Source organism: Maribacter taeanensis (assembly GCF_047345145.1).
Classification (GTDB): Bacteria; Bacteroidota; Bacteroidia; order Flavobacteriales; family Flavobacteriaceae; genus Maribacter_C.
On sequence record NZ_JBLFER010000002.1, the window covers coordinates 1,131,479 to 1,145,752 of the forward strand.

Sequence of the window (14,274 nt, forward strand, 5' to 3'; positions counted from 1 at the left end):
CATTTCAGTAAAGAGGAAAATCTGTTTATTTCTATTAAATACTTGTTTTAATTTTTTCTGCAGATAGAAGTATTAAGTACGCTAAAAGTGACGCAAAAGAAAGTCCGATCAATAAAAGCGCATAGTACTTTAGAGTCCATTCAAGGGCAACTTTAACCCTTTGAAGGGTACTTATTTCTAGTATTCTTACTTCTGAGAGCGCAACTTTAACTGTGCAGAATTCATTTTCATCGTCAAAGTTTCCTAGACTAACACCAAGTTCTTGAAGTTGCTGTTCTATTTCTAGAATACGATTTTCAAGCTGCATGTATTCGTCAATACGACCTCCTTTCGCTTTAAGTTCAATGAGAGAAGTTCTTATTTTTTCAAGAGAAGCTTTTTTAGCATTTAACTCTTTGTATTCATTGGTCTTGTCTGTCTTTGTGATCTGTTTCGATTGAATTTTTCCAACCTCAATTAGACTATTGTAAATGGAATCAAAATTGTCAGGTGGAATACCAATGACTAAATTCAATCTGCGATTCCCTTTATTTCCACTTTTATTTTCAAATTGGATAAGGCCTTCGAAATCTTTTACTTGAGCACGAATTTGCTTTTCTTCGATATCAAATTTGGTAGTCAGTGTGTTGATATCTGCAATTTTCTCGTATTTCTGATCAACGTTTATTGGGGTCAAACCCGAATTGAGCTGATATTTTTTGGAGGCATAATTTTTTCGTACTTCGTATGACATATCAACCATTTCACTCAACACATTAGATAGAGTAGGTTCATTTACAGTTTGATATCCATAGATCAATCGAAAGATAAAAAGCGCTACAAATAACAATAGTAATATGGCCAAGGTCTTTTTGAATCTCTTTTTTATAAATGATTTCATGAATTGTTTGTTAGTGATTATGAGGTAAAACTATTTCTAAACTTTTTTTCAAAAAATAAAGAATGAGTGAAATGTACTTCTGAATGTGTAAACGTGCTCCTTGGGTGCGTAAAGTCTAGAAATAGCATTGTTTTAGCTTTGATTATGGGACTTGCTCATTTTTTAGTAACACATAAATCTGCTAAGTTTACGTTGTATAGAAAGAACTATGACAAAGTATACTTACATATGCATTCTTTTTTTCTTTGGATGTTATCCTGTGCTTTCGCAAACGGAACCGCTGCGAGAAAAAGTCTCTATTGAAGCAACTAGAACTATTGAAATAAAAGGGACGGTTCAAGGGAAAGAAAATTTTGAACCCTTATCTGGAGTGGAAGTTTCGACCAATTCAGGAGCGTATGCAATTACAGATGCTTTGGGAGAATATAAAATCAAGGTTTCAATAGGCGATGAACTAATTTTTAAAAGTCCGGAGTTTGAAACCAAACGGCATATAATTACCAGCGATGAAGATGTTGATGTTTTGGTAGAGGGTTATTCTGAAAGTAGCTCCGCCCGATCAAAAAGTAAAAGAGTACAGGATGATCAGATATCGATTCACAAATCATATCTTGATTCTGCGAATTATTATAAGAAAAATGACATTGAAAGAAGTATCGATTTTATAACCCAATCAATTGCGCAATTAGGAAAACGAGGAAATAAGAAAGAATTGGCCTTGTCTTTAACTGCTCTCGGCGAAATATACCAATATCATAAGCAATATGACCTAGCTGTTACAAGCTTCAAAGATGCTCTTACGGCCAATAAAACAAGTAAAACGACCCTTTTACTTGGTGGTGCATATTTGTCAGAAAAGAGATATAAAGAAGCCGAAAAAACACTTTCGCCCTTATTGAAGGTCAAAAATTTAATTCCTTTTCAGCAAGTAGAATTATATGAAAGTCTCGGAGATGTTTATGCAGGATTAGGTAGGTTGAAAAAAGGAGTTGATTTCTATGAGGAGGCTTTGACCGTTGCCAAAAAGAATCAAATTACTCCTAAAATGACTGATTTGAATTCAAAAATTGCTGATGTCTATGCAACCGATGACAAATCTATTGAAGCTGAAGGGTATTATGGAAATTCTCTGAAATTGGCAGAGAGTCAAGCACCGCAGAGAGCGATTCAAGAAAAGGAAAAAGTAGCCGATTTTTACAATAAAAAGAATCGTTACGATGATGAAATTCAATTGCGAAAACAAAGTTTAAATGAATTGAATAGTCTTCCTAAACCCAAGGTAGAGCTGAAATCAGGGCAAATCACTGCTGATACTATTACCGCACAACGTATTAACTACAAGATAGCGAATGCCTATATCGCCCAAGATAAGTATGAACAGGCTATTCCGTATTTAGAGAAAAGTATTATTGAGGCCGATACTGATGATGATCTTGTAGTTCAAAAAGATGCTACCAGAAAACTTTCTGAGGTTTATGAGAATCAGGGCGATTTCACAAAAGCCTTAGCAACTTATCAAGCCTATGTTTCAGTGGTAGACACACTATATATTCGTAAAGAACAGGAGATTTCGCGAGCCGCTCGATTCAATAGAGAAATTTCTACAAAGCAAAGCCGCATTTCCGGTTTAGAACAAGCGCGTGAATTATCACAAAGCAAATATGACTTAGCCGTAACTGAACAACAATTAATACAAGAGAGTAATAAGCGCCAAAAATGGGTTATTTATTCTTTGATTTTTGGACTGATCTTAATGGGTTTAGCTACCTTTTTCTTTTATCGCAGCAACCAGCAGCAGAAATTGGCTAATAATTTGTTGGCGCTGAAGTCGCTCCGCTCACAAATGAATCCGCATTTTATTTTTAATGCGCTAAATTCTGTTAATAACTACATCGCAAAAAGTGACGAACGCAGTGCGAATCGATATCTAAGTGAGTTTTCAACCTTGATGAGGTCGGTTTTGGAAAATTCTGAAGAAGATTTTATTCCCTTATCCAAGGAGCTAGAACTCTTGGAGTTGTACGTGAAATTAGAACACTCTCGTTTTCCTGATAAGTTTGATTACAACATTGAATTAGAAGAGCATTTAGATGTTGCTGCTTTTCAAATTCCTCCGATGCTTTTACAGCCATATATCGAGAATTCCATTTGGCACGGACTTCGATATAAGGAAGAAAAGGGATTGCTAAAAATTGAATTAAAGCAAAAGGATAAAGAAACTATAGAAATTACGATTACTGATGATGGCATAGGGAGGAAAAAATCCGCGGCACTAAAAACACAGAATCAAAAGAAGCAAAAATCTAAAGGAATGGGCAACATTAAAAAGAGGGTTGCTATTTTGAATGATATGTATAAGGATAAGGTAGATGTTGCTATTTCTGATTTGGAAAATGATGGTTCAGGCACACAAGTCTTATTTACTCTAAAAAAAGATTGATATGAAATTAAACGCAATCATAGTAGAAGATGAAGCGAATAGTCGTGAGATATTAAGCAATTACTTGGCCAAGTACTGTCAGAACGTAAGCTTAGTTGGTGAGGCGGAATCGATCGAGCAAGCTAAAAAATTAATTGACCAGCATGCATTAGATTTGGTTTTTCTTGACGTTGAAATGCCTTTTGGTAATGGTTTTGACCTGCTTGATCAAATGCCAGATAGAACATTTGAAACTGTTTTTGTAACCGCTTACAATCAGTATGCAATGGACGCACTAAACAATCATGCGGCTTATTATTTAATGAAGCCCATTAATATTGATGAATTGATTAAGGCAGTAGATTACGTTACGGAAATAAGAAAAAAAGAAGATGCGCTAGAAGATCGTGTTCTAACTCCGAAATTGAATAAGGTTGATGGTAAAATAACACTTCCGCAACAAGATGGTTTTCAAATACTTAATGTGGCTGATATTTTATATTGTAAAGCTGATGATAATTACACAGAGATCTATTTAGAAAATAAGAAGATTTTAGTGAGTAAAACTTTGAAGTATTTTGAAGAAGCTCTTTCTAAATTTGCTTTTGCACGTATTCACAAATCCTATTTAGTGAATGTGAATGAGGTAGTGAAGTATCGCAAGGGTAAAGGCGGAAGCGTGGTCGTCTCCAATGGAAAAGAATTATTAGTATCTGCCTCAAAGAAAAAGGATCTTTTAGCTTATTTTTAGACTATACTTTTCTAATACTCAATCCAAAACATGATTTTAAAAACGATAAGAGGGAAAACTCCTCAAATAGGGGAAGATTGTTTCATTGCCGAAAATGCAACTATTGTAGGTGAAGTAAGTATGGGGAGTCAATGTAGCATTTGGTTTAATGCTGTTTTACGCGGAGATGTACATTTCATTAAGTTAGGAAATAAAGTGAATGTGCAAGATGGAGCAGTTGTGCATTGTACCTATCAAAAATCACCAACTACAATCGGAAATAATGTTTCTATTGGTCATAACGCTCTGGTACACGGTTGTACCATAAAAGATAATGTTTTGATAGGAATGGGAAGTATTGTTATGGATGACTGCATAGTCGAAAGTAATAGTATTATTGCTGCTGGTGCTGTAGTTACAAAAGGAACACATGTGCCATCGGGAACGGTATGGGCGGGAATGCCAGCTAAAAAGATAAAAGACATTAGCCCTGAATTAAGCTCGGGTGAAATAGATCGAATTGCTAATAACTATGTGAAATACTCTAGTTGGTTCAAAGATGAGGAGTAGGGCTTATGGCTTTCCAGTTGTTAGTATTTTGAACTTTGGCTTGTGCCGCAGCTAGATATGCTTATTTTTGCCAATCAAATTAGAAAACAATGAATGCATATATATTCCCTGGTCAGGGAGCTCAGTTTGTAGGTATGGGGTTAGACCTTTACGAGAAATACCCTGTAGCTCAAGAACTATTCGAGAATGCCAATGAAATATTAGGTTTCCATATTACGGACATCATGTTCGAAGGTACTACAGAGGATTTAAAACAAACTAAGGTAACGCAACCAGCTATTTTTTTACATTCTGTGATTTTAAGCAAAGTAATGGGCGCCAGCTTCAAGCCTGATATGGTTGCTGGTCATTCTCTTGGAGAATTTTCTGCCTTGGTGGCGAATGGAGTTCTAAATTTTGAGGATGGTCTCAAATTGGTCTCCCAGCGTGCGTTGGCGATGCAAAAAGCCTGTGAATTACAACCGAGTACAATGGCTGCTGTTTTAAACTTGCCTGATGATGTGGTTGAAAGGATATGCGAAGAAACCAATGGCATCGTAGTTGCTGCAAATTATAATTGCCCAGGTCAATTGGTAATTTCAGGAGAAGTGAATGCAATAGAGGTCGCTTGTGAGAAGATGAAAGAAGCAGGAGCTCGGAGAGCTTTAGTTCTTCCTGTTGGTGGGGCTTTTCATTCTCCATTAATGGAGCCAGCAAGAGAAGAGTTGGCAAGTGCCATAGAAAGTACAGCTTTCGGTAGTGCCAATTGTCCGATTTATCAAAATGTACCGACAACGGCAGTATCAGGTTCCGATGAAATCAAAAAGAATTTAATCTCGCAGCTGACTGCTCCCGTTAAATGGACACAAAGTGTTCAAAACATGATAAAGGATGGAGCTTCCCTGTTTACTGAGGTTGGACCCGGTAAGGTGTTGCAGGGTCTAGTTCGAAAGATAAACGGAGATGTTGAAACTACTTCGGCCATTCTTGAATAAACGCAGTGGCCGATTTTATCTGTTGTTAATCTCTATAAACTCACATTTCCCCCGTTATTTAGGGTATTAGACGTTTTTTTTTAGTAATATTGACCCCATTTTTTACCTACTTAGAGTGCCTAATTTATGCTGTCCCTTGAATTAGTTGTAATTCAATGAACAGATTATGATATTGAAACAAGAACATTTATCCTTTATGAATCTTTTAAAAGTTTTTAAAGGAATTTTATTTTTTGGAGCTTTTTTGATGATGCCTTCTTTATGGGCTCAGAACATTATTATTACATCTAATGACGACGCGGCCGAAGAAGTAACGGCGCCTGGAGCTCAAAATACAGCTAGTTTTACAATATCTAGAGATTTTGATAACCCTTTGGCTTCCGCAGTTTCTTATGCAGTAACTGGTACTTCAACCTCCGGTATAGACCATGATTTGGCTTCTTCGGGAAGTGTTACAATTATTCACGAAGGACCTCAATCTATTACTACTGAGATTAACATTGTTGATGATAATTTCGTTGAAGATATAGAGACTATTACGATTACTCTTAATCAACTAAGTGTCTTAGGATCTGGTACTGTAGATCCAAATCAAAGTTCAGTAACCCTAAATATCACTGACAATGACAAAGGTAAAATTTCATTTGATACCAACAGCCCTTTGTTTGTCGACGAAGCTTTAGAAGATGGTGCCGATGGAAATTTTCGCTTAGTGTCTTTAGACGATTTAGAGAATAATTCTGTTTTTAATGGGCTAGGAGAAACTGTTGAAGTGTTTTTTACTGTTTTAGGCAGTAGCACGGCAGATGGGCCAGGTCCTGCCCCTGATGATTTTGATTTGACAAGTCGGGTAAATGCATCTTATACAGCAATTTTGTTTCCCGATTTACAGGGCTTTAGTCATGTTGCAGTAGAAGCATTTGATGACCCAGATTTTGAGGGTGCTGAAACGATTACAATTCGATTGACAGGGACTAGTTCTGCTCTTTATGAGATTGGAACAGTTGATACTGCTACGGTAACCATAATAGATAATGAATGTGCTGCAGGAGATACTGCACCCGCTTTTGGTACTAATCCAGTAAGTTTATGTGATGTAGCAAGCGTTAATTTAAATACACTTGTGTCTAATAGTGGGCCAACAGGTTCTACATTGCGATGGAGTTTAGACTCTGCTGGTGCTCCATTTATTACAGGAACGGCAGTTACTCAAGCAAATTCAAATACCTATTACGCTTTTTACACAGCAGGTTCTGGTGCATCTTTTTGCCAAACTCAAGCATCAGCCCCACTCGTTATAGATTTGAATGAATCCCCAGATGCAGGAAATAATACAACTGCTGAAAGATGTAATGAAAGTGGTTTTGGAGTAGCGACAGCAATCAATTTGAGCAATGTGCTGACAGGTGAAGATGCGGGAGGCACATGGGATTGGGTTTCTGGCCCTGTAGAAATAGCTCCCAATGCATCTTCTGTTGTGAATTTCAACAACGACCCCGCCGGCCTTTATATCTATCGATATACTGTGACAGGTTCAGGGGCTTGTGACGATGATACTGCTGATATCGAAATAGAAGTCACCGGTTGCAATCCTTGTGCTGATTTTGATACAGCACCTACTTTTAACAATGATCCAACTAGTTTATGTGATGTGTCGAGCGTCAATTTGAATAGTTTTGTGAACAATTCTGGGCCTTCTAATTCTGTTACTCGATGGAGTTTAAGCGCCAACCCTACGGAAGCACAACTTCTTAGCGCAGCTGCTGCGGCTGCGGCTGGTTCAGGTACTTATTATGCGGTTTTTTCAGCAGGTACAGGAACAACTTTTTGCTCTAGTCCTCCCTCTAATTCACTTGTTATTACTTTAAGTGAAACCCCAGATGCGGGTGCAGACGCCAATGGTGCTGCCTGTAATAATCCTGATGATACTTTTGGGGATACTTTATTGGATTTAGATACCTTGCTTTCTCCAGGAGTTGATCCAGGAACTTGGGAATTTACTATGGGTCCACAGGAGTTGAATCCAAATGCTAATAACAGGGTTCAATTTAGAAATCGATTAGAAGGAACCTATATTTATACATATACCACAAATAATGCAATGGAACCATGTGAAGAAGATTCAGCAGTTTTCACTATTTCTGTTGGAAATTGTGACCCTTGTGTTGCTGGTAATACTGCTCCTGCTTTAAATGACATCGAAACTGATTTTTGTGGGCCAATAATGGGTAGCCTAAATGATTATGTTTTGGGAGGTACCGGAAGTGCACCAAGTGGTACCGAATTAAAATGGGCTACTAGTATGTTGGAGAGACCAGTAGCAGAAGCGGATTTTATTTCAGATGCTCTTGTGGCCAATCCATTACCTGGAGGTTACTTTGGGTACTATTTCGATGCAGATAATAATTGTGTTAGTCCACCATTAGAAGTTAGTTTGCTTTCTAAAGTAATCCCTACATTGACAAATGTTCAGGGAGCAGAACGTTGTGATACAGGTACTGTCGTACTTACAGCAACTGGAATGGCAGGTGTGGATAATGCTACAATAAATTGGTACGCTTCTGAAACAAGTAGTGGTATTATAGGATCGGGCTCAAGTTTTACTACTCCAATTCTTTCGACTACCACTTCATTTTACGCAGAAGCAACCTTCAATGGTTGTACAAGTGAAAGACAACAGGCTATTGCAACCGTTGCTCAGCAGCCCTCAGCAGGTACACCCCAAAATAATGGTAACGCATCTGCGTGTAGCGTAGCAGCTAATGGACCTACCATTTTAGATTTGGATGATTTGCTTTCAGGTGAAGACGCTGGCGGATGGTCTTATACAAGCGGCCCTATTTCTGATATTAATATTCCGTCAAATAATATTATAAATTTCGAAGGTCGCCCAGATGGTGAGTACGTTTTTACCTATTCTACCACTGGTGCTCAAGCCCCTTGTACAGATGATTCTTCAGTAATAACTATCACCTTAAACGACTGTGATATTGATACTGATTTAGATGGATTATTTGATGGCCCTGAGGCTACTTTAGGTACTGATCCGACGAATCCAGATACTGACGGTGACGGTATAAACGATGGCGAAGAAGTGGGTGCTGATATTGAAAACCCACTTGACGAAGATGAGGATGGTATAATTGATGCTTTGGATTCAAATATTTTGGATAGTGATTCAGATGGTGTTGTAGATCAAATCGATCCGGCAAATGAGAACCCTTGTGTGCCAAGTCGTATGAATGGTGTTTGTGATTTTGATTTAGACGAAGTTCCTGATGTTAACGATCCAGAACCTGATAATCCTTGTGTTCCAGATATAAACCATCCAAACTGTAACCCTGATCCTATAGACTTAGAAATCTCAAAGGAAGTAGACAATTTAAATGCTTTAATTGGTGATGAAGTCACTTTTACAATAACAGTAAGAAACCTAAGTGATGCCAAGGCTAGAGAGATTAAAATAGGAGATTTATTAGAAAGTGGATTTGAATATATTTCTCATGAAGCCTCTGGTGGTGATTATAATGTGGAAATGGGAGAGTGGGAAATTATTGAAATGGATCCCTTGTCAACCCAAACTTTATCAATGACGGTTACCATTCTTGAGGGTGGTTCGTATAATAACACCGCCGAATTGTTAGATTCTTTTCCTGAAGATAATACCCCTGCGAATAATAGTGCTACAATAACTTTACCAATAGAATTGCCAGTTGGGGTTAACCTTATTTTAGAAAAGACCGTTAGCTTAGGTTTTGACAAAGAAAAACTTAAAACTGTGACTGGTTTGGTAAGTGATATAGTACCTGACGTTGAAGTAATTTATTTCCTTAAGCTAATTAATAAATCAATTCAAGATGCGGTTTCAAACATTCGAGTAAGAGATGTCTTTACAAATGATGATAATGTCGAATTTGATTTTGTTGATGCCGTAATACCTGCAGAAACTGAATTTAATGATGAAACAGGTGTTTGGTTGATTAACCGAAGTTTAGCCGTAGGAGAAGAAATTGAACTTTCTATTAGAATGGCTTTTAAGAGCGAAGGAGTTGTTTTGAATACTGCCACTATCGAAAGCTCCACACCAAGTGAAAGTGTCTTAGAAGATCTAGATAGTAATTCTTCTGCCCGGGTAGAAATTACTACACGCAACGAGGTTGAGATTGGCATTTTGTACAATCAGTTTTCGCCGAATAATGATGGTTTAAATGATATTTTAAAAATTAATAGAATAAAGAAGAATGAGGTTGGTGATGATGAATTGGTAGAGATAGTTTATAATATTCAAATTTTCAACAGATATGGAAATTTGGTGTTTGATGCCACAAATAAAAAAGAGGATGAAGTATGGGATGGCACTTGGAAAGGCAAAGATGCACCAGACGGTACATATTTTTATACCCTGAATCTTGATTTTGGAGAGGGGCCGACAACTCAAAAAGGCTGGATTCAGCTTATTAGATAATGCAAGAATGATTTACGAAAAAGGTAGATTTTTATATAGAGGAGCCCTATGCGCTATTTCTTTGGCTCTTTTTGCGGTCAACAGCTCATTTGCTCAGAAAGAACCGCAGTATACTCAATATATGTATAATATAGGGAGTTTTAATCCGGCTTATGTAGGTACTACCGAAACTCCTGAGATTATTGGTTCTTACAGAGCCCAATGGATTGATTTACCAGGAGCTCCTAGAACAATACGGTTTGGAACTAACGTGCCTTTTTCTAATGAGAAAATGGGAATTGGTTTTAACGTAGTTAGCGATCAATTAGGCCCAACTTCTCAAACGTATATTGATATTGCTTATTCGTACCAATTTAATATTTCGGAAAACGCTAAATTGTCTTTTGGAATGGACGTTGGAGGCTCGTTTTTAAATGTAGATTTTACAAAAGGTACCTTTGAAAACCCGGGAGAACCTTTCGATGGTCAAAATATTCAGAATTTTTACCCCACTATAGGCGCTGGCCTTTTTCTTTACGGAAGAGATACTTGGTACCTAGGAGCATCCATACCAAATTTTTTGACTGATGGAATTTATAATAACGAAGTAGCGACGGTAATTGAAGGTAAAATGCAATTTAACTTAATTGGAGGATATGTATTTGATTTGGGAGAAAGCTTAAAGTTTAAACCAGCTTTTTTAATAAACTATATTAATGGAGCTCCTTTAAACACGAATCTTTCTACTAATTTTTTGATTAATGATAAATTTACGCTTGGAGCTTCATATCGTTTTGGAAATGCTGTAAGTGGTTTGGCGGGTTTTCAAGTGGCTAATTCTACCTTTATAGGATATTCTTATGATTACAATACAAACGGCCTAGGAGGTTTTAATAGTGGTTCTCACGAAGTTATTTTAAAATTCTTTTTGGGTAAAGGAAGTAGTGGTAGTGGTAATGGCGGTTCAAGAAATAAGAAACTAAAAGGAAAACCAAAACAAATTGATTCACCTAGATTTTTCTAAAGTTCGTATAAAAATGAAAACGAAGACTTTCATCCTACTTTTTCTACTGACGACCTTGACATCTTATGCTCAAGAGGAAATGTCAAGAGCTGATCAGTATTTTTACGGTTATGCTTATAAAGAAGCAATTGCCGAGTATCAAAAGGCTATGAGTGATGGTAAACTGATTAGTAATCATCAGTTTTTGAATTTGGCAGATTCGTACTTTAAAATGGGGGATTTTAAAAATGCGTCAAGAATATATTTAGACATCAACAAGAAAGATACGATAATGAATAATCATCGTTTCAATATGATGTTGCAAAGCCTTTCTAAAACCTCTGAAAAGGAGCGTGTAAAAGCATTTTTGAATACCAAAAGTGATCTACTGGCCGATGAATTAAAAGAAAATGCAGCTTTTAATTTTGAACTTTTAGAAACCAGCGCGAACAACCCTCAAAAATTTGAGATTTTTAATGTTAATGGCAATAGCCCTCAAGCTGATTTCGCTCCTAGCTTTTACAAAGACAAACTTCTATTTAGTAGTAGTCGCCCAGTTAAATCAAAGAAAATTTACGGACCATCTGGAGAATCATATTTGGATATTTACATTGCTAGAATTGGCAATAATGGTGATGTATTAAATCCTAACGTATTTGACCGTATGCCTAATTCTAAATTTCATAAGTCAACTCCTCACTATGCGGAAGATCTAGATAAGATCTTTTATATTCTTTCTAATGCCGAAGATGATAATCTCTCATTTGATGATAAAGGAAAGAATTCTCTAGCGATAGGTATGTTATATGAAAATGGGTTTTTCGCATATTTACTGCGAGATCTTAGTACCTCCTTTTATTACCCTTTCTTTGATAGCTCAAGTGATCGATTATATTTCGCTGCTAATTTTGAAGATGGCTACGGAGGTACAGATATTTATTATGTTTCAACCAATAATGGTCAAATAATGTCAGAGCCGGTAAATCTTGGTCCAAGAATCAATTCTCCTGGTAATGAGATCGCCCCATTCATTCATGATGGTAGCATGTATTTTTCTTCGGATATTTTTTATGGTCTTGGAGGAATGGACATTTACAAAACTAACTTTAGACAAGATCAAAGTTTTAGCATTCCAATTAACCTAGGGGCCGGAATTAATTCAGAAAAGCATGAATTTGGTTTTATCATTCGTGGCGATGAAAATTTAGGATTTTCAGGTTATTTTTCCTCAAATCGAGATGGTGGTAAGGGTAATGATGATATCTACGGATATACTATTAGAGAGTATTTGGGGCCTAAAACTTTCTCTATTAGAGGGGAGGTATTTGAGCCAGATTATCAACGAGGTATTGTTAATGCGGCAATTCGATTACGAGATGCAGAGGGTAATATTCTTAAAGAGTTTTTAACCAAAGAAAATGGAAAGTATCAAGTAGAAATTCCATGGAGAGATAATCTAATCATTGAAATTTCAAAAAACCGACATTCATCGCTATATCAATCCTATGGTAAAGCTGAACTTGAAGAATTACAAAAAACTGGTTTGAACTATGAAATGGTAAGTATTGATGATATAGTAACAGAGAGAGAAAATCAGACAGTTTTAGAAATAAATGATTTTTTCTTTGCCAGAGGTAAAAGTGAAATTACTGCTGATATTGCCCTTGAACTTAACAAGGTTGTTGACATGTTTCAGAAGTTTCCGCAGTTACAGTTGCAAATTGAAAATCATACAGATAGTCGAGGAGGAAGTAGAACTAACAAAATTATTTCTCAAAAACGCGTAGATGCTATTAAGAATTATCTTTTGCAAAAAGGTATCCCATCAGCTAATTTGCTTTCAGCGACTGGTTTTGGTGAAGAGCGTATAATGAATAGCTGTACAAATGGGGTTTATTGTTTGGATTTCTTGCACAAGCAAAACCTAAGAACTTTGTTTATAGTAAGTAATTTTGAAGAGTTATAGAGGTTCAAGGCTCAAATTAATCTCCATATTCAGAAAATCTCGAGCCAAAAATAATAGATCGAAAAGAAGGCTAAAAATACTATCCCAGCGTATGTTAGATATTGAAGCCATTTCTTAGGATGATGCTTTATAGGAAGGTCACTACTCATTACATTTTTAAGATTCATGTAACCTATTAAAGGTGCGACGACAAATGAAACAAATGTGGCCAGAGCCACTAGCTTTCCCATATTTGCTGAAAACAGTGCTATTACAATAAAGTTAATGCAAGCTAACAGCAATACACCTAGTGCAAAATACCCTTTTTTACCTTTTAATTTGATTTTAGGAGAGAGAAGATCAATGACATCCAAACTTACCCGAGTTACTGCATCATGGGCTGTCATGCAGGTGCTAAACATAGTAGCAAAAGCCGAAATTGCAATAAAAATATATGCCCAAGATCCGATATGCGTGGTAAATATTGAAACCACTTGATCTGCAAAAACAACACCATTTCCACTAAGTTCAACTCCCGTTCCATATAAGGTCATTGAGCCTATTATCAAGAAAAAAACTGCCAAAATCGCGGTTAATAAATAGCCAATATTAAATTCTTGAAGTGATTGTTTCAAAGTTGGTTTTACTTTTTCTGTTCTCCACTTTTCGATGCTCCAAAGACTCACCCAACTTGATGCTTCCACAGTTGTAGGCATCCATCCCATTAAACTAATTAAAAATAGAATTCCCGCATCATTAAAAATAGGAGGAGGAGTAAAGTTAGGTAGCGCTTCTACCTGTCCTTTATATATAACAAGTACTATTGTGACAAGAAGTGCTATAAACAAAATGGCAACCACAAACTTCAGTGAAGTTTCAAGAAAACGGTATCGCCCAATAATAAGCAACGCGCTAATGAACACAAATAAACCTAATGCTATAGTTGCAATTTGAACGTTAGAAATTTTGAATAAGTTGATAAAGAGGCCTGCTGTAACCGTATAAAGAGCAGCTAAAATGGTAAACGTTGTAATTAAAGTTATAAAAGCATAAAACCAAAGCCACCCTTTCCCTCTATTTAGATAGCCTTCTATTAGTGTTTTGTTCGTTACATTGGTGTATCGAACACCAAATTCAAAAAATGGATATTTAAAAATATTTGCTAAAACAATCGGAATTGCCATTAGCCAACCATATTGCGCTCCTGCCTTTGTTGAGAGAACTAAATGAGAGGTTCCTATAGCCATACTGGCAAATAGAAGACCTGGCCCTAGGTTTCTTAAAAGAATTTTAAGTTTTGACATTTTAG

At 36.5% G+C, this 14,274-nt stretch carries 9 protein-coding genes; 7 read left to right on the forward strand and 2 right to left on the reverse strand.

Going from position 1 to position 14,274, the window contains the following annotated elements:
- Nucleotides 1-34: 34 nt before the first annotated feature.
- Entirely contained in the window at nt 35-880 is an 846-nt protein-coding gene (locus tag ACKWCD_RS10760) for a DUF4349 domain-containing protein (protein ID WP_413983952.1), read from the reverse strand.
- A 208-nt stretch (nt 881-1,088) separates the two neighbouring features.
- Between ACKWCD_RS10760 and ACKWCD_RS10765 the strand changes: the two genes are divergently transcribed.
- The 7 genes from ACKWCD_RS10765 to ACKWCD_RS10795 all read left to right on the forward strand — a co-directional run bounded on the left by ACKWCD_RS10765 (nt 1,089) and on the right by ACKWCD_RS10795 (nt 12,986).
- Nucleotides 1,089-3,320: a tetratricopeptide repeat-containing sensor histidine kinase gene (locus tag ACKWCD_RS10765; protein WP_413983953.1), complete on the forward strand. Its 2,232-nt coding sequence runs from the start codon at nt 1,089-1,091 to the stop codon at nt 3,318-3,320.
- Between the two features lies 1 nt (nt 3,321).
- Nucleotides 3,322-4,050 carry a LytR/AlgR family response regulator transcription factor gene (locus ACKWCD_RS10770; protein ID WP_413983954.1) on the forward strand — a complete coding sequence of 243 codons (729 nt, stop codon included), beginning with the start codon at nt 3,322-3,324 and terminating at the stop codon, nt 4,048-4,050.
- 30 nt (nt 4,051-4,080) lie between these two features.
- Nucleotides 4,081-4,599, forward strand: coding sequence for a gamma carbonic anhydrase family protein (locus ACKWCD_RS10775; RefSeq protein ID WP_413983955.1), 519 nt, complete (start codon nt 4,081-4,083; stop codon nt 4,597-4,599).
- Between the two features lie 89 nt (nt 4,600-4,688).
- On the forward strand, nt 4,689-5,573 hold the full coding sequence (gene fabD, locus ACKWCD_RS10780) for an ACP S-malonyltransferase (RefSeq protein WP_413983956.1): 885 nt from the start codon (nt 4,689-4,691) through the stop codon (nt 5,571-5,573).
- A 166-nt stretch (nt 5,574-5,739) separates the two neighbouring features.
- Nucleotides 5,740-10,038 (forward strand): T9SS type B sorting domain-containing protein, encoded by a 4,299-nt coding sequence (locus ACKWCD_RS10785; protein ID WP_413983957.1) that lies wholly within the window; start codon nt 5,740-5,742, stop codon nt 10,036-10,038.
- 7 nt (nt 10,039-10,045) lie between these two features.
- Nucleotides 10,046-11,041 carry a PorP/SprF family type IX secretion system membrane protein gene (locus ACKWCD_RS10790; protein WP_413983958.1) on the forward strand — a complete coding sequence of 332 codons (996 nt, stop codon included), beginning with the start codon at nt 10,046-10,048 and terminating at the stop codon, nt 11,039-11,041.
- Nucleotides 11,042-11,054: 13 nt separating this feature from the next.
- Complete coding sequence (locus tag ACKWCD_RS10795) at nt 11,055-12,986, forward strand: OmpA family protein (RefSeq protein ID WP_413983959.1); 1,932 nt, start codon at nt 11,055-11,057, stop codon at nt 12,984-12,986.
- 29 nt (nt 12,987-13,015) lie between these two features.
- Here ACKWCD_RS10795 and ACKWCD_RS10800 read toward each other — a convergent pair whose 3' ends face one another.
- Nucleotides 13,016-14,269, reverse strand: coding sequence for an NRAMP family divalent metal transporter (locus ACKWCD_RS10800; protein ID WP_413983960.1), 1,254 nt, complete (start codon nt 14,267-14,269; stop codon nt 13,016-13,018).
- Between the last annotated feature and the right edge of the window lie 5 nt (nt 14,270-14,274).

Bases quoted from the DNA above. Each gene is read 5' to 3' on its own strand.
- ACKWCD_RS10770 (WP_413983954.1), top strand. From the start codon at position 3,322: ATGAAATTAAACGCAATCATAGTAGAAGATGAAGCGAATAGTCGTGAG.
- ACKWCD_RS10775 (WP_413983955.1), top strand. From the start codon at position 4,081: ATGATTTTAAAAACGATAAGAGGGAAAACTCCTCAAATAGGGGAAGAT.
- ACKWCD_RS10765 (WP_413983953.1), top strand. From the start codon at position 1,089: ATGACAAAGTATACTTACATATGCATTCTTTTTTTCTTTGGATGTTAT.
- ACKWCD_RS10795 (WP_413983959.1), top strand. From the start codon at position 11,055: ATGAAAACGAAGACTTTCATCCTACTTTTTCTACTGACGACCTTGACA.
- fabD (WP_413983956.1), top strand. From the start codon at position 4,689: ATGAATGCATATATATTCCCTGGTCAGGGAGCTCAGTTTGTAGGTATG.
- ACKWCD_RS10785 (WP_413983957.1), top strand. From the start codon at position 5,740: ATGATATTGAAACAAGAACATTTATCCTTTATGAATCTTTTAAAAGTT.
- ACKWCD_RS10760 (WP_413983952.1), bottom strand. From the start codon at position 880: ATGAAATCATTTATAAAAAAGAGATTCAAAAAGACCTTGGCCATATTA.
- ACKWCD_RS10800 (WP_413983960.1), bottom strand. From the start codon at position 14,269: ATGTCAAAACTTAAAATTCTTTTAAGAAACCTAGGGCCAGGTCTTCTA.
- ACKWCD_RS10790 (WP_413983958.1), top strand. From the start codon at position 10,046: ATGATTTACGAAAAAGGTAGATTTTTATATAGAGGAGCCCTATGCGCT.